Source organism: Acidocella sp. C78 (assembly GCF_907164655.1).
The window spans coordinates 71,838-92,250 of record NZ_CAJQZK010000008.1; the positions used below are offsets into that span (position 1 = coordinate 71,838).

20 protein-coding genes and 3 pseudogenes are annotated in these 20,413 nt (G+C 68.7%); 18 read left to right on the forward strand and 5 right to left on the reverse strand.

Going from position 1 to position 20,413, the window contains the following annotated elements; genetic code table 11:
• Positions 1-17: 17 nt before the first annotated feature.
• From ACIDOCELLA78_RS000000103250 to ACIDOCELLA78_RS000000103260, 3 genes are read right to left on the reverse strand one after another with little or no spacing between them, the layout of a single operon-like run.
• Positions 18-725, reverse strand: coding sequence for a sugar kinase (locus tag ACIDOCELLA78_RS000000103250; protein WP_249675589.1), 708 nt, complete (start codon positions 723-725; stop codon positions 18-20).
• Positions 722-958 carry a PfkB family carbohydrate kinase gene (locus tag ACIDOCELLA78_RS000000103255; RefSeq protein ID WP_249675593.1) on the reverse strand — a complete coding sequence of 79 codons (237 nt, stop codon included), beginning with the start codon at positions 956-958 and terminating at the stop codon, positions 722-724. Before ACIDOCELLA78_RS000000103255 ends, ACIDOCELLA78_RS000000103250 begins: the two co-directional genes overlap by 4 nt.
• Positions 955-1,839, reverse strand: a complete 885-nt coding sequence (locus tag ACIDOCELLA78_RS000000103260; RefSeq protein ID WP_201728359.1) for a DeoR family transcriptional regulator — start codon at positions 1,837-1,839, stop codon at positions 955-957. The genes ACIDOCELLA78_RS000000103255 and ACIDOCELLA78_RS000000103260 overlap by 4 nt, the downstream gene beginning before the upstream one ends.
• A gap of 388 nt (positions 1,840-2,227) precedes the next feature.
• On the opposite strand from ACIDOCELLA78_RS000000103260, the gene ACIDOCELLA78_RS000000103265 reads away from it, so the two are divergent.
• The 9 genes and pseudogenes from ACIDOCELLA78_RS000000103265 (at position 2,228) to eda (ending at position 12,117) form a co-directional block, all read left to right on the forward strand.
• A complete protein-coding gene (locus tag ACIDOCELLA78_RS000000103265) occupies positions 2,228-3,538 on the forward strand; it encodes a sugar ABC transporter substrate-binding protein (RefSeq protein WP_201728360.1) in 1,311 nt (436 codons plus the stop codon).
• 239 nt (positions 3,539-3,777) lie between these two features.
• Complete coding sequence (locus ACIDOCELLA78_RS000000103270) at positions 3,778-4,521, forward strand: carbohydrate ABC transporter permease (RefSeq protein WP_249675595.1); 744 nt, start codon at positions 3,778-3,780, stop codon at positions 4,519-4,521.
• Between the two features lie 10 nt (positions 4,522-4,531).
• Positions 4,532-5,352 (forward strand): annotated as a pseudogene (locus ACIDOCELLA78_RS000000103275) (carbohydrate ABC transporter permease).
• A gap of 9 nt (positions 5,353-5,361) precedes the next feature.
• Entirely contained in the window at positions 5,362-6,459 is a 1,098-nt protein-coding gene (locus ACIDOCELLA78_RS000000103280) for an ABC transporter ATP-binding protein (RefSeq protein WP_201728361.1), read from the forward strand.
• 36 nt (positions 6,460-6,495) lie between these two features.
• Positions 6,496-7,269 carry an SDR family NAD(P)-dependent oxidoreductase gene (locus ACIDOCELLA78_RS000000103285; RefSeq protein ID WP_201728362.1) on the forward strand — a complete coding sequence of 258 codons (774 nt, stop codon included), beginning with the start codon at positions 6,496-6,498 and terminating at the stop codon, positions 7,267-7,269.
• 7 nt (positions 7,270-7,276) lie between these two features.
• Entirely contained in the window at positions 7,277-8,050 is a 774-nt protein-coding gene (locus tag ACIDOCELLA78_RS000000103290) for an L-iditol 2-dehydrogenase (protein ID WP_201728363.1), read from the forward strand.
• Positions 8,051-8,130: 80 nt separating this feature from the next.
• The gene (zwf, locus tag ACIDOCELLA78_RS000000103295; protein WP_201728364.1) at positions 8,131-9,630 is read left to right on the forward strand and encodes a glucose-6-phosphate dehydrogenase; all 1,500 of its coding nucleotides are present in this window, start codon (positions 8,131-8,133) and stop codon (positions 9,628-9,630) included.
• Between the two features lie 40 nt (positions 9,631-9,670).
• Entirely contained in the window at positions 9,671-11,485 is a 1,815-nt protein-coding gene (edd, locus tag ACIDOCELLA78_RS000000103300) for a phosphogluconate dehydratase (protein ID WP_201728365.1), read from the forward strand.
• Positions 11,482-12,117 carry a bifunctional 4-hydroxy-2-oxoglutarate aldolase/2-dehydro-3-deoxy-phosphogluconate aldolase gene (gene eda / locus ACIDOCELLA78_RS000000103305; protein ID WP_201728366.1) on the forward strand — a complete coding sequence of 212 codons (636 nt, stop codon included), beginning with the start codon at positions 11,482-11,484 and terminating at the stop codon, positions 12,115-12,117. The genes edd and eda overlap by 4 nt, the downstream gene beginning before the upstream one ends.
• 121 nt (positions 12,118-12,238) lie before the next feature.
• Here the strand turns inward: eda and ACIDOCELLA78_RS000000103310 are convergent, their stop codons facing one another.
• Entirely contained in the window at positions 12,239-13,501 is a 1,263-nt protein-coding gene (locus tag ACIDOCELLA78_RS000000103310) for a sodium:proton antiporter (RefSeq protein ID WP_201728367.1), read from the reverse strand.
• Positions 13,502-13,625: 124 nt separating this feature from the next.
• Here ACIDOCELLA78_RS000000103310 and ACIDOCELLA78_RS000000103315 point away from each other — a divergent pair, with 124 nt between their 5' ends.
• The 9 genes and pseudogenes from ACIDOCELLA78_RS000000103315 to ACIDOCELLA78_RS000000103355 all read left to right on the forward strand — a co-directional run bounded on the left by ACIDOCELLA78_RS000000103315 (position 13,626) and on the right by ACIDOCELLA78_RS000000103355 (position 19,955).
• Entirely contained in the window at positions 13,626-14,267 is a 642-nt protein-coding gene (locus ACIDOCELLA78_RS000000103315) for a carbon monoxide dehydrogenase subunit G (RefSeq protein WP_201728368.1), read from the forward strand.
• Positions 14,264-15,165 (forward strand): annotated as a pseudogene (locus ACIDOCELLA78_RS000000103320) (AAA family ATPase). Before ACIDOCELLA78_RS000000103315 ends, ACIDOCELLA78_RS000000103320 begins: the two are co-directional and overlap by 4 nt.
• A complete protein-coding gene (locus ACIDOCELLA78_RS000000103325) occupies positions 15,162-16,373 on the forward strand; it encodes a VWA domain-containing protein (protein WP_201728369.1) in 1,212 nt (403 codons plus the stop codon). The pseudogene ACIDOCELLA78_RS000000103320 and the gene ACIDOCELLA78_RS000000103325 overlap by 4 nt, the downstream one beginning before the upstream one ends.
• Positions 16,370-16,702 carry an XdhC family protein gene (locus ACIDOCELLA78_RS000000103330; protein ID WP_201728370.1) on the forward strand — a complete coding sequence of 111 codons (333 nt, stop codon included), beginning with the start codon at positions 16,370-16,372 and terminating at the stop codon, positions 16,700-16,702. Before ACIDOCELLA78_RS000000103325 ends, ACIDOCELLA78_RS000000103330 begins: the two co-directional genes overlap by 4 nt.
• 140 nt (positions 16,703-16,842) lie before the next feature.
• Positions 16,843-16,989 (forward strand): annotated as a pseudogene (locus ACIDOCELLA78_RS000000103335) (xanthine dehydrogenase); the annotation flags it as partial.
• Positions 16,990-17,078: 89 nt separating this feature from the next.
• Positions 17,079-17,384, forward strand: a complete 306-nt coding sequence (locus ACIDOCELLA78_RS000000103340) for an XdhC family protein (RefSeq protein WP_283770827.1) — start codon at positions 17,079-17,081, stop codon at positions 17,382-17,384.
• 92 nt (positions 17,385-17,476) lie between these two features.
• Positions 17,477-17,818 carry a hypothetical protein gene (locus tag ACIDOCELLA78_RS000000103345; RefSeq protein WP_307850881.1) on the forward strand — a complete coding sequence of 114 codons (342 nt, stop codon included), beginning with the start codon at positions 17,477-17,479 and terminating at the stop codon, positions 17,816-17,818.
• Complete coding sequence (locus ACIDOCELLA78_RS000000103350; protein ID WP_307850882.1) at positions 17,818-18,999, forward strand: NTP transferase domain-containing protein; 1,182 nt, start codon at positions 17,818-17,820, stop codon at positions 18,997-18,999. The genes ACIDOCELLA78_RS000000103345 and ACIDOCELLA78_RS000000103350 overlap by 1 nt, the downstream gene beginning before the upstream one ends.
• Positions 18,996-19,955 carry a D-glycerate dehydrogenase gene (locus ACIDOCELLA78_RS000000103355; protein ID WP_201728371.1) on the forward strand — a complete coding sequence of 320 codons (960 nt, stop codon included), beginning with the start codon at positions 18,996-18,998 and terminating at the stop codon, positions 19,953-19,955. Before ACIDOCELLA78_RS000000103350 ends, ACIDOCELLA78_RS000000103355 begins: the two co-directional genes overlap by 4 nt.
• 46 nt (positions 19,956-20,001) lie before the next feature.
• Here the strand turns inward: ACIDOCELLA78_RS000000103355 and ACIDOCELLA78_RS000000103360 are convergent, their stop codons facing one another.
• Positions 20,002-20,163 carry a hypothetical protein gene (locus ACIDOCELLA78_RS000000103360; RefSeq protein ID WP_201728372.1) on the reverse strand — a complete coding sequence of 54 codons (162 nt, stop codon included), beginning with the start codon at positions 20,161-20,163 and terminating at the stop codon, positions 20,002-20,004.
• Positions 20,164-20,413: the final 250 nt, after the last annotated feature.

A 20,413-nucleotide genomic window follows, 5' to 3' on the forward strand; every position in this document is an offset into this window, starting at 1 on the left:
CTCGTTCCGGTTATGGCTCAGCCCGCTTCGGCGATGAAGGCGTCGAGTGTCGCGAGATCGGCGATCCCCTCCATCCCGCCCTTGCGGCTGACGGCCAGCGCGCCGGCCGCGCGGGCGTAGTCGAGCGCCCGCCGCGTCCCCATCCCCTGCAACAGGCAGGTGACGAAGGCGGCGCCGAAACAGTCGCCAGCCCCGGTCGGGTCGACCTCCTCCACCGGAAAGGCCGGCAGGTCGAACTGTTCCTCGCGTGAGCGGAAACTGACACCCTTGCGGCTGCGCTTGATCACCACCATCCGCACGCCGAGATCGAGCAGCTCCTCGACCGCCGCGCGCTCCGACTTCGCCTCCGTCGGCAGCAGAATCTCCGGCCCCGAGGGCAGGAAGATGTCGGTATAGCCCAGCATGAATTCGAGCCCGGCGCGCATTTCGGGAATCGTCAGCATTTCCTTGCGGATATTCGGATCGAACGAAATCACCGCCCCATTCGCCTTGGCCAGTTCGATCGCCTTTTTCATTTCGTCAATGACATGAAACGAAAACAGCGACGTGCCCATGATATGGAAATGCGCGCATTGCGCGAGCATCGCCCGCGCCGCCGCGTCGATCGTGATCCGCCCGGCGGCGCTGCGCTTGAGGTTGAACAGGAAGTCGCGGTCGCCATCCTCGCGGTAGCGCACGAAGGCGCTCGCCGTCACCTGGTCCGGCTCGATCCGCACGGCGCTCACATCCGCCCCTCGCGCCGCAGCCGGTCGACGCAGAGCCAGCCGAAATCGTCGTCGCCGATGCAGGAGATGATGCCCGCGCCAGCCCCGAGCCGCGCGGCCTGGGCAATGAAGGTCGCCGGCGCGCCGCCGGGGAAGGGGCCGAGCAGCCGGCCGGGCTCGTGAAAGCCCTGCCCCTTTTCCTCGGCGAGAATGTCGACGAGGATTTCACCCATGGTGACGATCATGCCGGTCATGACGCCTCGCCGAATGCCTTGGCGCCGGCGCGCTGCCGTGCCGGGTGGCTGGAGAAATGCGCCTCCGTCCCGGCCTCGGCATCCACCGGCCTGAAGCCCGCGCCCAGCAGGATGTCGCGCAGCCGGTTGCTCGGCAGCCCGGGCAGGATCAGGTCGGAAATCCCGGCAAGGCCGAGCTGTGCGGTGCGCCGTTCGAGCGAAAGAGCGGGGTTGCCGATCAGCACGATGCTGCGCGTGCTGCGCCGTATCGCCGCCTCGGCCAGCCGTTCGGCGGGTTTGGCGGCCAGCAGCAGGGCGGCGTCGGCCGACAGCGCGTCCGCCTCGAAGATCGACCAGCCGAGCGCGAAATGGTCGAGCATCCTGAGCGCGCCCGCGCCCTCGATCATGCCGCTGTCAGGCGCGATCTCGCCGCCCAGCAGATGAATCCGCGCATCGAGGCAGGTGCGGGCAAGCGGGATCGCCTCGGCGCTGGTCAGCACCACCGAAAGTCCGGGAATTTCCGCGAGCCACGGAATCGCCTGCGTCGCCAGCGGCCCGGGGCCGACCAGCACCGTCTGGTCCGGCCCGATCAGCGCCTGCGCCCGCCGCAGCATCGGCACCAGCTGCGCCTTGGTCAGCGGCGCGCCGGCGGGCCGGTCGCGCGGAGCGGCCGATTTCGCGGCGATCGCCTTGCCAAAACTGCGGACGATCAGCCCCTGCTCCTCGAGATAGGTCAGGTCGCCGCGAATCGTGACTTCGGAAACCTTGAGCGCCGTGCTGAGTTCATCCACGCGCATCTGCCCGTACTGACGGATCCAGTCGGCGATCTGCAACCGCCGCTGCAACACGGCGCTCTTTGCGCCGACCGTCAAAGCGATGCCCCGGAACGTTCCATGCGGCATCGATGCCAGTAACCCGACCGGAAGTCTATAGGTTTCGAAACGAAAGAAATTTTTTCACCAGCAAACCCGATTTTCCGCCGCTCTCGCCATATTTCTATTTCAAATTCCTATCTTTCGATGTTGCGCCGCGGCATGATTTTGTCGTTGACTTTCCAAACGAAAGCCAGCTACCTGCGAATCACAAGTTGTGCCGGCGCGCCGGACGCAACATGCGGGGGGATATCCAGCCTTCCGGTCGCACCCGGGCGGGGCGCGGGCCGGGTTTCCCCGATCGCACTGGCCCTTGCGGGCTCACCTCGCGCAGCCCCGTCTGCGCACGTCCCGGCGCGCGGTTTGCGAGCGCCGTGCTTCAGTCGATGAACCGGATTGTTCGAGAGGGAAACGCTTCATGAAACGACAGATCAGGACTGCGATGGGCGGACTCGCCCTCGGTTGCCTCGGCATCGCCGCCGCTCACGCGACGACGCTGACGATCGCGACGGTCAACAACCCCGACATGCTGCAAATGCAGAAACTGTCGCCCCAGTTCACCAGGGAAACCGGCATCAAGCTGAACTGGGTGGTGCTGCCGGAAAACACCCTGCGCCAGCGCGTCACCACCGATATCGCGACCAATTCCGGCAATTTCGACATCGTCACCGTCGGCTCCTACGAAGTGCCGATCTGGGGCAAGGCCGGCTGGCTCGCGCCGGTGAAGAACCTGCCCGCGAGCTACGACGCGAAGGATCTGTTCCCCACCGTGCGCAAGGGTCTGTCCTACAAGGGCACGCTCTACGCCCTGCCGTTCTATGCCGAAAGCTCGGCGACGTATTACCGCAAGGATCTGTTCAAGGCCGCCGGCCTCGCCATGCCGGCGCACCCGACCTATGCCGAGATCGAGACGTTTGCCGCCAAGATCAACGATCCCTCGAAGGGCATCTACGGCATGTGTCTGCGCGGCCTGCCCGGCTGGGGCGAGAACATGGCCTATTTCACCACGCTGGTGAACACGTTCGGCGGCCGCTGGTTCAACATGAAATGGCAGCCGCGGATCGACAGTCCGGCCTGGAAGAAGGCCGCCGATTTCTACGTCAACATCGAGAAGAAATACGGCCCGCCCAACGTCACCTCCAACGGCTTCACCGAGAATCTGGCGCTGTTCAGCCAGGGCAAATGCGGCATGTGGATCGACAGCACGGTCGCGGCCGGCTCGCTGTGGGACCCGAAAACCTCGAAGGTCGCAAGCGAGGTCGGCATGGTTTCCGCCCCGGTCGCGGTCACGCCGCACGGCGCGCATTGGCTCTGGGCCTGGGCGCTCGCCATGCCGAAAACCACGCGCCACAAGGCGGCCGACATGAAGTTCCTCGAATGGGCCACGTCGAAAGCCTATCTCAAGCTGGTCGGTCACACATTCGGCTGGGTCCAGGTCCCGCCCGGCACCCGCATCTCGACCTACAGCAACCCTGACTACCTCAAGGCGGCTCCCTTCGCGGAGGCGGTCAAGAACGCGATCCTGACCGCCGATCCGAATCACCCGACGCTGAAGCCCGTGCCCTATACCGGCGTGCAGTTCGTCGCGATCCCGCAATTCGAGGGGATCGGCACCGAGGTCGGCCAGCAGCTCGCCGCCGCCCTCGCCGGGCAGAAATCGGTCGACGCCGCCCTCGCCCAGGCCCAGAAGGCCACGGCGCGGACGATGAAGGAAGCCGGTTACCACTGAGTTCGGCAAGGAAGGAGGCGGCGTCGCGGATCTTCCGGGGCGCCGCCATCCGCCGGAACGCGGGAGCGCATGATGAGCCAGCCTGTATCACCCACGATGACAAAAGCCGCTCCCTCGGCCGCGCCGCGCCGCCAGGTGCGAACCCTGCCGCTGCTGCTCCCGCGGTCGTCCTCCTGCTGCTCTGGTCGATCCTGCCGCTGCTGCAGACGATCCTCTATTCGTTCCAGCACTACAACCTGATGGAACCGCCGGCGGCGTATAATGGCGGCCTCAACTATACCTACCTCTTCACCGATTCCTCGACCTGGACGGCGATCTGGAACAGCGTGGTGCTGGTCGCCGGCGTGCTCGCCGCCTCGATCGTGTTCGGCACGATCATCGCGCTGCTGCTCAACAACGATTTCCCCGGCCGCAACATCGCCCGGCTGATGGCGATCGCGCCCTTCTTCGTGATGTCGCCGGTCGCCGCCCTGATCTGGAAGAACCTGCTGCTCGATCCGGTCAGCGGCCTCGCCGGCTGGCTGATGACGCTGGCGGGCCTCAAGCCCATCGCCTGGTTCAGCGTCTATCCGATGCTCTCGATCGTGGTGATCTATTCCTGGCGCTGGATTCCCTTCGCCACCCTCATCCTGCTCACCGCCCTGCAATCGCTCGATACCGACCAGCTCGAAGCCGCGCGGATGGACGGTGCGAAGGGCTTCGCCCGCCTGCGCTACATCGTGCTGCCGCATCTCGGCCGGCCGATCTCGATCGTGGTGATGCTGGAATCGATCTTCATGCTCTCGGCCTTCGCCGTCATCTACACCACCACCAATGGCGGCCCCGGCGATGCGACGACGACGCTGACCTACATGATCTTCATCCGCGCGCTCAACGATTTCTCGATCGGCAGCGCCTCGGCCGCCGGCGTCTTCGCGATCGTGCTTGCCAACATCCTCGCCTTCTTCCTCATCCGCGCGGTCTCGCGCACGTTGCAGGCGTGAGGTCCCGCCGATGAAACCCTCCCTCGCCAGCCGCGTCGTCCTCGCCACCCTCGCCTGGGCGGCAGCGCTCATCATGGTCTTCCCCATCCTCTGGATGCTCGTCACCGCCTTCAAGACCGAAGGCCAGGCCATCGCGATCCCGCCGCTGCTGATCTTCACGCCCACGCTCAGGAGCTTTTTCGACGCGACGCAGAACGCCGGCTACCTGCTCTTCGCGCTCAACAGCGTGATCGTCAGCGTCGGCGCCACCGTTCTCGCCATCGCCATCGCCTTTCCCGCCGCCTACGCGCTCGCCTTCTTCCCTGGCAAGCGCACGGAATTCACCCTGATGTGGATGCTCTCGACCAAGATGCTCCCGGCGGTCGGCGTGCTGATGCCCATCTATCTCTTCCTCAAGAACGTCCACCTGCTCGACACGCGGCTCGGCCTCGTGGCCATCGACACGCTGATGAACCTGCCCATCGTGGTCTGGATGCTCTATTCGTTCTTCAAGGATATACCTCACGAAATCCTCGAAGCCGCGCGCGTCGACGGGTTGGCCCGCGCCAGCAGATGATCCATCTGCTGCTCCCGCTCGCGGGGCCCGGGGTCGCCTCCACGGCGCTGCTCTCCGTCATCCTCGCCTGGAACGAGGCGTTCTGGAGCATCAACGTCACCGCGTCGCACGCCGGCACGCTCGCGGCCTATATCGCGCGGTTCTCGGCGCCGGAGGGATTGTTCTGGGCGAAACTCTCGGCGGCCTCGGTTCTCGCGGTCGCCCCCATTCTGGTCTTCGGCAGCCTGACCCAGCGCCGCCTCGTGCGCGGGCTCACATTCGGCGCGGTGAAATAGGAGCGGATCATGGCGAAACTTCTGCTGGAAAAGGTCGAGAAGCGATACGAGGGCTTCCACGCCATCAAGGGCGTGGATCTGTCGATCGACGATCGCGAATTCGTTGTCTTCGTCGGCCCCTCGGGCTGCGGCAAGACGACGCTGCTGCGCATGATCGCCGGGCTCGAGGAAATCAGCGGCGGCGATTTCAGCATCGATGGCGTGCGCGCCAACGACATCCCGCCCGACAAGCGCGGCCTCGCCATGGTGTTCCAGACCTATGCGCTCTACCCGCACATGACGGTCGCGGAAAACATGGGCTTCGCGCTCAAGATGGCGAAAGTCCCCAAGGCCGAGATCGAGCGGAAGGTCGCCCACGCCGCCGAGATGCTGCAACTCGACAAGGTACTCGCCCGCCGCCCCAAGGCGCTCTCCGGCGGCCAGCGCCAGCGCGTCGCCATCGGCCGCGCCATCGTTCGCAATCCGAAAGGATTTCTGTTCGACGAACCGCTGTCGAATCTCGATGCCGCGCTGCGCGTGCAGATGCGCACCGAACTCGTGAAGCTGAACAAGCAGCTCGAAACCACGATGATCTACGTCACCCACGACCAGGTCGAGGCGATGACGATGGCCGATCGCATCGTGGTGCTGAACGGCGGCATCGTCGAGCAGGTCGGCTCGCCGCTCGAACTCTATCACAACCCGGCCAATCTCTTCGTCGCCGGCTTTATCGGCTCGCCCAAGATGAACCTGCTGCAAGGCGTCGTCTCCGCGCGCGACGATGCCGGCGCGGATGTGAAACTCGACGATGGCGGCAGCATCCGTGTCGCGGCGGCCAACATCGCCGCGGCCCCCGGCCTGCGCGTCACGCTCGGCATCCGGCCCGAGCACACCGCGCTCGCCGCCGATGGCGAAATCGGCGGCACCGCCGATTTCGTCGAGCATCTCGGCAATGAAACCCTCGTCTATGTCAGGCGCCCCGGCGAGGCGCAGATGATCGTCAAGGCCGACGATCTCGCCGGCGTGCGCATGGGCGATCCCGTGCGCATGAAGCCGCAACCCGCCCGCGCCGTGCTGTTCGGGCCGGACGGCAAGGCGCTGCTGCGGCGCGAATTCCACCTGCGCTGAGCACCACGCCAGCGCAGGACAACACAAGGAGCGGACATGTATCTCGAGAAATATGACCTCAAGGGGCGCAACGCGGTCGTCACCGGCGGTGGCCGCGCGATCGGCCTCGCCTGTTCCACCGCTCTGGCCGAGGCCGGCGCGCATGTCGTCATCGCCGACCGCGATGCCACCGTCTGCGAGGAAGGCAAGGCCGAACTCGCGAAGCTCGGCTACTCGGCCGACTCCGTCGTGCTCGACGTCACCGACCCCGACGCGGTGAACGCCGCCGCCGATGCGCTGAATGCGAAATTCGGCGCGATCGACATCCTGGTGAACAATGCCGGCATCGCCCGCTCGGGCGTCGCCGCCGAGGACGTGACCGACGAGCACTGGCTCGATGTCATCAACGTCAATCTCAACGGCGTGTTCTGGTGCGCCCGCGCCTTCGGCCGCGCCATGCTCGCCCGCCAGCGCGGCGTCATCGTCAACACCGGCTCGATGTCGGGCTTCATCTCGAACAAGCCGCAGAAGCAGTCCTTCTACAACGCGTCGAAGGCGGCGGTGCACCATCTCACCCGCTCCCTCGCCGGCGAGTGGGCCGATCGCGGCGTGCGCGTCAACGCCGTCGCGCCCACCTATATCGACACGCCGCTGACCCGCTTCGGCATGGAGGATCCCGAACTCAACCGCATCTGGCTCGACATGACGCCGATGCACCGCGTCGGCCAGCCGCACGAAATCGCCTCGGTGGTGCTCTTCCTCGCCTCCGACGCGTCGAGCCTGATGACCGGCTCGATCGTCCTCGCCGATGGCGGCTACACGGTCTGGTGAGGCAGCGATGAGCGGACGCTTGCAAGGCAAATACGCGGCGATCACCGGCGGGGCAGGGGGCATCGGCCAGGCGATGGCGGCCGGCTATATCGAGGAGGGTGCGACTGTCTGCATCGCCGACCGTTCGCGCGCGGCGGCGGAGGCGGTCGCGCGCGATCTCGGGCCGCAGGCGCATGCCTGTGCCCTCGATGTGGCGGACATGAATTCCATTGCCGCCTTCGCCGATTTCACCGCAGCGCGCGGCGGGCTCGACATCCTGGTGAACAACGCCGCGGTGTTCGATCTCGCGCCGATCGCCGACATCACCGAGGCGAGCTACGATAAGCTCTTCGCCGTCAACGTGAAGGGCCTGCTCTTCACCCTGCAGGCGGCAGCCCGGCAGATGATCGCGCTCGGGCGGCGCGGGCGGATCATCAACATGGCCTCGCAGGCCGGCCGCCGCGGCGAGGCGCTGGTCGGCGTTTACTGCGCGAGCAAGGCGGCGGTGATCAGCCTCACCCAGTCCGCCGGGCTCGACCTGATCCGCCACGGCATCCGCGTCAACGCCATCTCCCCCGGCGTGGTGGACACGCCGATGTGGCAGGAGGTCGATGCGCTGTTCGCGCGATACGAAAACCTGCCGGTCGGCGAGAAGAAGCGCCAGGTCGGCCTCGCCGTGCCCTATGGGCGGATGGGCCGGCCGGACGATCTCGTCGGTGCCGCCATCTTCCTCGCCTCCGACGAGGCGGAATACATCGTCGCCCAGACGCTCAACGTCGATGGCGGCAATTGCATGAATTGACCGCAAGCGGGCCGCCGGTGTTGAGTTGACCGGCGGCCCGGCCTATACCGGGCAGCGGCAACCAGGGATTATTTTGACCCATGAATTTTTCCCAGCCCATTATCGACCCGTTCGACTACGTGGTGTTCGGCGGCACCGGCGACCTCGCCCGCCGCAAGCTGTTGCCCGCACTCTACCTCCGCGATCTCGACGGCCAGTTGCCGGCGTCTTCGCGCATCGTCGGCTCCGCCCGCACCGAACTCTCCGCGGCCGGGTTCCGCGAGCTGGTCGAGGCGAGCCTGCGCGAATTCATCGCCGACAAGCTCGATCCCGCGGTGCTCGCCCGCTTCCTCGCCCGGCTGCATTATGTCTCGGTCGATGCCAAGGCCGCGCGCGGCTGGCCCGAACTCGCCGCCTTGCTCGGGGATGCGCCGCGCCAGATCCGCGTCTTCTACCTCGCCACCGCCCCCGAGCTGTATGGCCCGATCGCCGACAACATCCACGCCCACGGCCTGCAAACGCCGGAAACCCGCATCGTGCTGGAAAAGCCGATCGGCCACGACCTTGCCTCCGCCCGCGCCATCAACGACCGTGTCGGCGCGGTGTTCGAGGAGAGCAACATCTTCCGCATCGATCATTATCTCGGCAAGGAAACGGTGCAGAACCTGCTGGTGCTGCGCTTCGCCAACTCGCTGTTCGAACCGGTCTGGAACCATAACGGCATCGATCATGTGCAGATCACCGTCGCCGAAACCGTCGGCGTCGAGGATCGTGGCGGCTATTACGACCATACCGGCGCCCTGCGCGACATGATCCAGAACCACCTGATGCAGCTGCTCTGCCTCGTGGCGATGGAACCGCCGGCAACGCTCGATCGCGAGGAAGTGCGCGACGAAAAGATCAAGGTGCTGAAATCCCTCGCCCCGATTTCCCGTGACGATATCGCAACGAAATCCGTCCGCGGCCAGTATCGCGCCGGCGCGATCAAGGGCGGCCCGGTGAAATCCTATGCCGAGGAAAACGACATCGCCCCCGGCTCCACCACCGAAACCTTCGCCGCGCTGAAGGTCGAGGTCCGCAACTGGCGCTGGGCCGGCGTGCCGTTCTACCTGCGCACCGGCAAGCGGATGCCCGAAAAGGTCTCGGAAATCGTCATCCAGTTCAAGCCGGTGCCCTACTGGATCTTCCCCACCGGCTCTGACCGCGCGATGCCGAACCGCCTCGTCATCCGCGTGCAGCCCGACGAGCATATCCGCCTGCATCTGTGGACCAAGGAACCCGGCCCCGGCGGCCTGCGCCTGCGCAACGCCCCGCTCAACCTGAGCTTCGCCGAAACCTTCAAGAACAACCATATGCCGGATGCCTACGAGCGCCTGCTGATGGATGTGGTGCGCGGCAACGCCACGTTGTTCATGCGGCGCGACGAGGTCGAGGCCGCCTGGGAATGGACCGAATCCATCCTCGATGCCTGGAATTCCGCCGGCGACCGTCCCAAGCTCTACACCGCCGGCACCTGGGGCCCGTCCGAGGCGGTGGCGATGATCGTCCGCGACGGCCGCACCTGGTTCGACGAACAGGCCGGCTACGGCGCCGGCGACTGACACGCCCCGCCGGGGCGCGCGTACTGCGAGGAGCAAAAACATGGTTCAGGATGCGATCGCACGGGTCACCGACCGGATCAGGGCGCGCAGCGAGGCCGGGCGCGCCGCCTATCTGGCCCGCACGGGCGCGCTGATTGCGCGCGGCGTGCACCGCGGCGCGGTCGGCTGCGCCAATCTCGCCCACGCCCTGGCCGGCTGCGCCAAGGCCGAGCAGGACGACCTCAAGCGCGACGACAAGCCGAATATCGGCATCGTCACCTCCTATAACGACATGCTCTCGGCGCATCAGCCCTTCGGCCGCTTCCCCGACCTCATCAAGCACGCCGTGCGCGAGGCCGGCGGCATCGCCCAGGTCGCCGGCGGCGTGCCGGCGATGTGCGACGGCGTCACCCAGGGGCGGGAAGGGATGGAACTCTCGCTCTTCTCGCGCGACGTCATCGCCATGGCCACCGCCATCGCCCTCTCGCACGACGTGTTCGACGGCGCGCTGCTGCTCGGCGTCTGCGACAAGATCGTCCCCGGCCTCGTCATCGCCGCCCTGTCCTTCGGCCACCTGCCGGCCATCTTCGTCCCCGCCGGGCCGATGCAATCGGGCATTTCCAACACCGAGAAATCCCGCGTCCGCCAGCTCTACGCCGAGGGCAAGGTCGGCCGCGCCGAACTGCTCGACTCCGAAATCGGCGCCTATCACAGCCCCGGCACCTGCACCTTCTACGGCACCGCCAACTCCAACCAGATGCTGATGGAGATCATGGGCCTGCATCTGCCGGGCGCCTCCTTCGTCAACCCCAACACCGAGCTGCGCGACGCGCTGACCAGTGCGGCGGCGAAGCGCATCCTCGAAATCACCGCCCGCGGCAACGAATTCACCCCGGTCGGCGAAATGGTCGACGAGCGGACGGTGGTGAACGGCATCATCGGCCTGCTCGCCACCGGCGGCTCGACCAACCACACCATCCACCTTGTCGCCATGGCCCGCGCCGCCGGCATCGCCATCACCTGGCAGGATTTCTCCGATCTGTCCGAACACATCCCGCTGCTTACCCGCATCTATCCCAATGGCAGCGCCGACGTGAACCACTTCCAGGCCGCCGGCGGCATGCCGGTGCTGATCGGCGCCCTGCTCGATGCCGGCCTGCTGCACGGCGATGCCCGCACCGTCTGGAGCCCCGACGGGTTGCAGGCCTATCGCGACCAGCCGGTGCTGGAGGAAAAGGTCCTGCGCTGGAAACCCGCCCCGGCCGAAAGCCTCGACCGCGACGTCCTGCGCGATGCCTCCGAGCCCTTCAGCAAGGATGGCGGCCTGCGCATCATGCACGGCAATCTCGGCCAGGCCGTCACCAAGATCTCCGCCGTCAAGCCCGAGCACCGCGTCATCGTCGCCCCGGCCCGCGTCTTCCGCAGCCAGGAAGCGATGCAGGAGGCGTTCAAGGCCGGCGAACTGCACCGCGATTTCGTCGCCGTCGTCACCCATCAGGGGCCGCAGGCGAACGGGATGCCCGAATTGCACAAGCTGACACCGCCCCTCGGCGTGTTGCAGGATCTCGGCTTCAAGGTCGGCCTCGTCACCGATGGGCGGATGTCCGGCGCCTCCGGCAAGGTGCCCTCGGCGATCCACGTGACGCCGGAATGCGCCTGCGGCGGCGCGCTGGCGAAGGTGAGGGATGGCGACATGATCAGGCTCGACTGCGAGGCCGGCATAGTGGAGGTTCAGGTGGATCAGGCGGAATTCGCGGCGCGGCCGCTCCCGGAAGTCGATCTCTCGGCGCATCACCACGGCATCGGCCGCGACCTGTTCGGCGCCTTCCGCGCCGCCGTCGCCGGGGCCGATCTCGGCGCGAGCGTCTTCGCATGAACCGCCAGGACGGGCTCGCTGCCCTGCTCGCCGTCTCGCCGGTCATCCCGGTCCTGACCATCGACAGCGCGCAGGATGCCATCCCGCTCGCCCGCGCCCTGATCGAGGGCGGCGTCGGCGTCGTCGAGGTCACGCTGCGCACGAAGGCGGCGATGGAGGCGATCGCGGCGATGGCCGAAGCGGTGCCGGAAATGGTCGTCGGCGCCGGCACCGTCCTCACCCCGTCGCAATATCGCGAGGTGGAGGAGGCCGGTGCGAAATTCGTCGTCTCGCCCGGCTCCAGCCCCGCCGTCCACGCCGCCGCGGCGCAGAGCCGCGTGCCCTTCCTCCCCGGCGCTGCAACGCCGACCGAGGTGCTGCATCTGCTCGAAGCCGGCTTCCGCTACCAGAAATTCTTCCCCGCCGAGCAGGCCGGCGGCATCCCGATGCTCAAGGCGATCGGCGCGCCGATCCACGAGGTCACCTTCTGCCCGACCGGCGGCATCACCCCCGCCTCCGCGCCCGACTATCTCGCGCTGGCCAACGTGATCTGCGTCGGCGGCTCCTGGCTCACCCCGGCCGATCTGCTCAGCGCCGGCGACTGGCGGGCCATCACCGAGCGCGCCGCCGCCGCCGCCGCCCTGCGCCGCTGAACCCGACCCGCCGGCGACCGCCGGCAAAGACGATCAACGGCGACCGCCGGCAAAGACGATCAACGGCGACCGCCGGCAAAGACGATCAACGGCGACCGCCGGCAAAAGACGATCAGCGGCGTCAGCCCGCGAAAAACATCAGCGTCGTCAGCGCGAAGAGCGGCAGCAGCACAATGAATGCCGCCCCCATATACCCGATGAACCCCGGCATCCGCACGCCGCGCCGCGCCGCGATCGCGCGGATCATCAAATTCGGCGCGTTACCAAGATAGGTCAGCCCGCCGAACAGCACCGATCCGGCGGCGAAGCTTGTCAGCAGCGTCGCCGGCGGGGCGACCAGCCGCGCCGCGTTCCCCCCGGCCGCCTCGAAAAACATCAGATAGGTCGGCGCGCTGTCGAGAAACGCCGAGGACAGGCCCGAAGCCCAGAACCACAAGCCCGCCGATTGCGGCAGCCCCGCCGCCGCGACCGTGCGCAGCACCGGCGGAATCGTCGCGAAGATCGCGAAGAACAGAACGGCGATCTCGCGCATCGGCTCCCAGGCGAACTGGTTGCGCGCGCGGATCGCCCGTGGCGTCACCCGCTCGGAAATCGCGACGAAAACGGCCGCAGACAATGTGATCGCGATCTGCCCCGCCGGCAGCGATGCCGGCCCGATCGCGATCTCCGGCCCCGGCTCGATCCCGGCCAGCGTCAGCACCGCGATGAACATGCCAAGCAACGCGAGATTGGCGCCGCCGCGCACCCTCAGCCGCTCGGCCTTGCGCACCGGTTCGCGCCGCGCCAGCCGCCAGTCGATCGCGAAGGCGAGCGCCAGCACCGGCACCACCACCACCAGCATCGGCCCGGCGAGGTTGAACAGCGGCCAGAAGAACGGCACCCCGCGCAGGAAGCCGATCAGCAGCGGCGGATCGCCGAGCGGCGTCAGCGCGCCCCCGGCATTGGCCACCACGAAAATGAACGCCAGCACCAGATGCCGCACCTCGCGCCGCGCCGCGTTGGCCGCCAGCAGCGGGTGGATCAGCAGCAGCGAGGCTGCGATCGTCCCCATCGCCGAGGCGAGCAGCGTGCCCACCGCCAGCAGCAGCAGGTTGCCGCCCGGCCGCCCCCACGGCCCGCCGGCGATCAGCACCCCGCCGCCCAGCGTGTAGAGCGCCATCAGCACCGCGATGAAGGGCATGAAATCGACCAGCCCCGAATGCCAGAGTTGCGCCAGCGCCGCCGCCGGCCCGGCCGCCATCGCCCCGATCGCGAGTCCGAGCGCCACCCAGAACAGGCTGATCCGCACCATGTGCCGGTGCCAGACGCGCGGCGCCAGCCCCGGCAGCAGGGCGAAACTCGCCAGCGTGCCCAAGAACGGCGCGACTGCGGCAAGCCCGCTCACCGGCGCGTGCCCCGGCGTCCGGCTTTCAAGATCCCGCGCGGCAGGGCAGGGCGGATTTGCGCGCGCGGCAGCGTCAAACTAAAGATGCGGAAACGGAACACGGTCACGAAGGAGAGCAAGCCTCATGGAAATGTCGGGAGAACGGCTGATCGCCGCGCCGCGCGCGGCGGTATGGGACGCGCTGAACGACCCCGAAGTCCTCAAGGCGTGCATACAGGGCTGCGAATCCATTGAAAAGCACTCCGATACCGAGATGGCCGCGACGGTTGCCGCCAAGATCGGCCCGATTTCCGCGCGCTTCAATGGCAAGGTGACGCTGGCCGATCTCGATCCGCCCAATTCCTACACGATTTCCGGCGAAGGGCAGGGCGGTGTCGCCGGCTTCGCCAAGGGCGGCGCGAAGGTCCAGCTCGCCGATGCCGAGGGCGGCACGAAGCTGACCTATCAGGTCTCCGCGCAGATCGGCGGCAAGATGGCCCAGCTCGGCGCCCGGCTGATCGATTCGGTGGCGAAATCCTACGCCGAGTCCTTCTTCACCAAATTTTCCGAAAAACTCGCCCCCGCCCCGGCAGCCGTCCCGGCTCCCGCGCCGGACCAAACCAAGGAGACCGCCAGCATGGCCGACCACGCCCACGATCACGCCCACCCCGCCCATGGCGAGGATCGCAGCAACCCCGTCATCGCCGGCCTGCCCCTCGGGATCTGGGTGCCGATCATCATTTCGGCGGTTGTCGTGGCACTGGTCCTCTCCAAATACATCGGATGACCGAAACCGCCCTCCCGCGCACCGTCGCCGAAACCGCCGAACTGCTCGCCCGCGGCAACTACGTTGCCGACCGGGCGCTGGCCACCAGCGTGCATCTCGCCCTCGCCATGGGGCGCCCCCTGTTCCTTGAGGGCGAGCCCGGCACCGGCAAGACCGAGATCGCCAAGGTCCTGGCCGAGCAGCTCGGCCGGCGTCTGGTGCGCCTGCAATGCTATGACGGGCTCGATCTCGCCGCCGCAGCCTATGAGTGGGATCACGCCCGCCAGCTGATGGAAATCCGCCTCGCCGAATCCGCGGCGCCAGCCGCGCCTCCCTGCGCGAGACGCTGTATTCTGCCGAATTCCTGCTCCGCCGGCCGCTGCTCTCGGCGATCGATCCGGGCCTGTCGCCCGCCGTCCTGCTGATCGACGAGCTCGACCGCGCGGACGAGCCCTTCGAGGCCTTCCTCCTCGAATTGCTGGGCGATTTCCAGATCACCATTCCCGAGCTGGGCACCATCGCCGCGGCGACGAAACCCGTCGTCGTCATCACCTCCAACCGCACCCGCGAGGTGCACGACGCGATCCGCCGCCGCTGCCTCTACCAGTGGGTCGACTATCCCGATGCCGCCCGCGAGCGCGCCATCCTCGCCGCCCGCGCGCCTGCGGTGCCGGCGAAGCTCTCCGCCCAGGTGGTCGCGTTCGTCCAGCGCATCCGCACCACCGACATCTTCAAGCTCCCCGGCGTCGCCGAAACGATCGACTGGGCCTCCGCCCTCGCCGCGCTCGACGAGGTCGAACTCGCCCCCGCCGCGGTCGAGGACACGCTCGGCGCCCTGCTGAAATACCAGGACGACATCGCGAAAATCCGTGGCGAGACCGCCGCCCGCCTCACCGGGGAGGCGATCCAGGCGGCATGAGTGCCTCCGATACGGGCCGGCTCGCGCCGAACGTGATGCATTTCGCGCGCCTGCTCCGGCGCGCCGGCCTGCCCGTCGGCCCCGGCGAGGTCATCGCCGCCGCCGAGGCACTCACCCATGTCGACATCACCGACCGGCGGGTGATGCGCGCGGCCCTGCAAGCGGTGATGCTGCGCCGGCACGAGCACGCGCTGCTGTTCGACCAGGCCTTCTCGGCCTTCTGGCGCAACCCCGATGCCGCGAAATTCGCCCAGATGCTGGCGGCGATGGATGGCCGCGCCCCGCGCGAGGAGAAGGCCGCCGCCGGCGCCCGCCGCCTTGCCGAGGCGATGGCGGCGGCGAAGGCACGCGAGCAGGAACCCCGCCCCGACGAACGCCGCGAGATCGACGCGATCCTCTCCGCCTCCGCCCAGGAACGCCTCGAAACCCTCGATTTCGAGGCGATGAGCGCCGAGGAGATCGCCGCCGCCAAGACCGAGATCGCCCGTCTCGCCTTGCCGCTCGATGAACGCCGCACCCGCCGCTTCCGCCTCGCCGCCCGCGGCAGCCGGGTCGATCTCAAGCGCACCCTGCGCGATTCGATGCGTCATTCCGGCGAGGTGTTCGACATCGCCCGCCGCGTGCCGCTCACCCGCCCGCCGCCGCTCGTCGTCCTGTGCGACATTTCCGGCTCGATGGCCCGCTACGCGCAGATCCTGCTGAACTTCCTCCACGCCGTCGCCAACGACCGCGAGCGCGTCACCACCTTCCTCTTCGGCACGAGGCTGACCAACATCACCCGCCAGCTCGCCCGGCGCGACCCGGAAGAGGCGTTCGAGCAGGTCGCCAGCGCGGTGCCGGACTGGTCGGGCGGCACCCGCATCGGCGAGGCGCTCGGCCAGTTCAACCGGCTCTGGGCCCGCCGCGTGCTGGCGCAGGGTGCTGTCGTCCTTCTCGTCACCGACGGGCTCGACCGCGAGGGCGCCGTCGGCCTCGCCGACAACATGGCAAGGCTGCACCGTTCCTCGCGCCGGCTGATCTGGCTCAATCCGCTCTTGCGCTACGATGGCTTCGCGCCGAAATCGCAAGGCGCACGGGCGATGCTGCCCTATGTCGACGAGTTCCGCCCGGTGCATAACCTGGCCAGCCTGCGCAGCCTGGTCCAAGCCCTGTCGGGCGAGGCGCCGCCGCGTCTGCAGGCCGCCGCCCTGTGGGAGACCCGCCAATGAGCGACACCGTATCCGACGCCGAGGACATTCTCGGAATCGCCGCCGCCTGGCACGCGGAAGGCGAGCAGGTGGCCATCGCCACCGTCACCAGCACCTGGGGCAGCTCGCCGCGCCGCGTCGGCAGCCGCATGGCCGTCACCGCCTCCGGTCGCATCGCCGGCTCGGTCTCCGGCGGCTGCATCGAGGGCGCGGTGGCCGAGGCCGCCCAGCGCAGCATCGAAACCGGCGCGCCGCAGCGCCTCGATTACGGCGTCACCGACGAACGCGCCTGGGAGGTCGGCCTCGCCTGTGGCGGCAAGGTCTCGGTCTTCGTGGAAAAGCTCTCGTGAAGGCCGCCCATCTCGCAGCCCTGCGCGAAGCCGCCGCCGCCCGCCGCCCGGTCGCCTTCGCCACCAACCTCGCCACTGGTGCTGCCTTCATCCTGCCGGACGAGGCCGCCCCCGCCGCACTTGCCGCCGAGGCCGCTGCCATGCTTGCCGCCGACCGCAGCGGCACCGTCACCATCGGCGACGACGCCTGGTTCATCGAGTCGCGCAACCCGTCCCCCCGGCTGCTCGTCATCGGCGCGGTGCACATCGCCCAGGCGCTGGTGCCTTTCGCGCTGGCCTCCGGCTTCGCCGTCACCGTGGTCGATCCCCGCCGCGCCTTCGCCACCGCGGATCGCTTCCCGGCGTCGCCATCGCGACCGACTGGCCGGACGAGGCGCTGGACCGCCTCGGCCTCGATTCCCGCACCGCCGTCGTCACCCTCACGCACGACCCCAAGCTCGACGATCCGGCGCTGCGCCGGGCGCTGGCCGCCGATCCGTTCTATGTCGGCGCGCTCGGCTCGCGGAAAACCCACGCCGCCCGGCTCGATCGCCTGCGCGCCGTCGGGGTCGATGATGCCGCGCTCGCCCGCATCCGCGCCCCGGTCGGCCTCGATATCGGCGCCGTCACCGCGCCCGAGATCGCCCTGTCGATCATCGCCGAAATCGTCGCCGCCCGCCGCGGTCGCCTCGCCGCGCCATGATCTTCGGCGCCGCCCCGCTCGCGGCCGATCTCGCCGGCGCCATCCTCGCCCACAGCCTCAAGACGCGCGATCGCGTCATCCACAAGGGTGCGGTGCTCGATGACGCCCTGATCGCCGCCCTGCGCGCCGCCGGCCATGCCGAGGTCACCGTCGCCCGGCTCGAACCGGGCGACGTGCCGGAGGAAGACGCCGCCCGCCGCCTCGGCGCCCATTTCGCCGGCCCCGGTCTGCGCGTCGCCGCCCCGGTGCATGGCCGCGTCAACGTCTTCGCCGAAGCCCACGGCCTGTTCCGCCTCGATGCCGCCGCCATCGCCGCCCTTAACGGGCTCGACGAGGCGATCGCCCTCGGCACCCTGCCGGATGCCGCGCCCGTCGCCCCCGGCGACATGCTGGCAACCCTCAAGATCGTCCCCTTCGCCGTCCCGGCGCGGTGATGGCGCGCGCCGCGTCCCTGCTCGGCGCGGGCGCGCCGCTGCGGATCGAGGCGTTCCGGCCGTTGCGCACCGGCCTCGTCCTCTCCCGCCTGCCGCAACTGAAGGACGCGGCGATCCGCAACACGATCGAGGCGACCCGCCAGCGCGTCGCCGCCCGCGGCGGCGCCCTGCTCGACCCGATCGAGACCCCGCACGAAACCGCGCCGATCCGCGCGGCGATCGACGCGCTCCTCGCCCAGGGGGCCGATCTCGTGCTGATCGCCGGCGCCTCCGCCGTGACCGACCGCGCCGATGTCGCCCCCGCCGCCATCACCGAAGCCGGCGGCCGGATCGATCGCTTCGGCATGCCGGTCGATCCCGGCAACCTGCTCTGCTTCGGCCGCATCGGCGCGGTGCCGGCCATCGTCCTGCCCGGCTGCGCCCGCAGCCCGAGGCTCAACGGCATCGATTTCGTGCTCGACCGCGTCTTCGCCGGCGAACCGCTCGACGACGCGCTGATCGCCTCGTTGGGCATTGGCGGCCTGCTCAAGGATTTCGCCCCCCGCCCCGAACCCCGCGTGCCGCGCGCCGCCCGCCGCACCGCGCCGAAAATCGCCGTCATCGTGCTGGCCGCCGGACGCTCCTCGCGCGCCGCTCCGCAGAACAAGCTCCTTGCCCGCCTGCAGGATGGCCGCGCCCTCGTCGCCGCGACGGTCGATCACGCGCTCGCCGCCCGCGCCGCCCTCGTCCTCGTCGTCACCGGCCATCAGGACGATGCGGTGCGCGAGGCGCTGACCGGCCGCCCGGTCCGCTTCGTCCACGCCGCTGGCTTCGCGTCCGGCATGGCCGCGAGCCTCGCCGCCGGCATCAACGCCCTGCCGGCGGACACGGCGGCGGCGCTGATCTGCCTTGGCGACATGCCGCTGGTCGACGCCGCCGCGATCGACCGGCTGATCGCCGCCTACGATCCCGACGAGGGCCGCGCCATCGTCGTCCCCACCCATCGCGGCCGCCGCGGCAACCCGATCCTCTGGGATCGGAGCTTCTTCCCCGAAATCGCCGCCCTCACCGGCGATGCCGGCGCGCGCCACATCCTCGCCCGTCATGTCGACCGGATCGCCGAGGTCGAAATGCCCGACGATGCCGTCCTGCGCGATTTCGACACGCGGGACGCGCTGGCCGAACTCAAGGACCGCCCATGAAACCAGGACTGACCATCTCCCGCGTGCTGCCCGAACCGGTCGAGGCCCGCGCCGCCGAGGGCTTCGCCGCCCGCTTCCTCGCGCAGGACGGCGCCTTCGACGCCGAGTCCTTCCTCGCCGCGCTCGATGGCGCCGCCGCCGCCCTGGTCACCCCCGCCGACCGGCTCGACGCCGCCGCGATTGCCCGCATCCCTGCCGGCCTGCGCGTCCTCGCCACCTTCTCCGTCGGCACCGACCATATCGATCTCGACGCCGCCAAATCGCGCGGCCTCGCCGTGGTCAACACGCCGGACGTGCTCTCCTTCGCCACCGCCGAGCTTGCGCTCACGCTGATGCTCGCCGCCGCCCGCCGCACCGGCGAGGGCGAGCGCATCGTCCGCGCCCGCGCCTGGCCGGGCTGGACGCCGACCTACCTCCTCGGCACCAGCCTTGAGGGCAAGACGCTCGGCATCCTCGGCATGGGCCGCATCGGCCAGGCGCTGGCGCGGATGGCGCAGGGCCTGTCGATGCGCGTGGTCTATCACAACCGCCGCCGCCTCGCCCCGGCGCAGGAGGGCGGCGCCGCCTTTATCGCCGACGAGGCCGATTTCCTCGCCGCGGCGGACGTGCTGTCGATCCACCTGCCCGGCGGCGACGCGACGCGGCACTGGCTGAACGCTTCGCGCATCGCCCGCCTCAAACCGGGCGCCATCGTCATCAATACCGGCCGCGGCACCACGATCGACGATGAAGCCCTCGCCGCATCACTCGCCAGCGGCCATCTCGGCGCCGCCGGGCTCGACGTCTTTCCCGCCGAACCCGCCGTGCCCGAGGTCTATCTCGGCCTGGAGAACGTCGTCCTGCTGCCCCATCTCGGCAGCGCCACGCGCGAGACCCGCACTGCGATGGGCATGCTGGCGCTGGACGGGATCGAGGCCGTCCTCGCCGGCCAGTCTCCCGCCAACCGCGTGGTCTGAACCGGCAACACCGCACGTCCCCGCCCGCGAGGACGTGCCGGACGCCTCAGAACGTCAGCGTCATCACCAGCGGCGTTGCGGCGAACAGCACAAAGGCCAGCAGTCCGGCAATGTCCTGCACCCGCTGCCAGTGGTGGATATGTCGTCGCAGCGTGGTGATGGCGGGATCGACGATGATTCGGTCGGGCAGTTCGATCGTGGTCGGCATGGCCCCGCTCCTTCGCGCCGTGGCGGCGGTGCCACCGTGGCCCCGCCGCCATGCGCTAGAGCACTTTCCGATCCATCCGGATCGGATGTAGTGCTCTATGATATTGATGATCAGAGCATCTTTATCCGATCAGATGGCTCCATCTGATCGGATGATGCTCTAATGCGCAGCCTATACCCAAACCGCTCGTTTGCCATCACCGCGAAAACAGCGTGGCAGCGTCCCGCGCCGGGGTCAGCCGGCGCGTTGG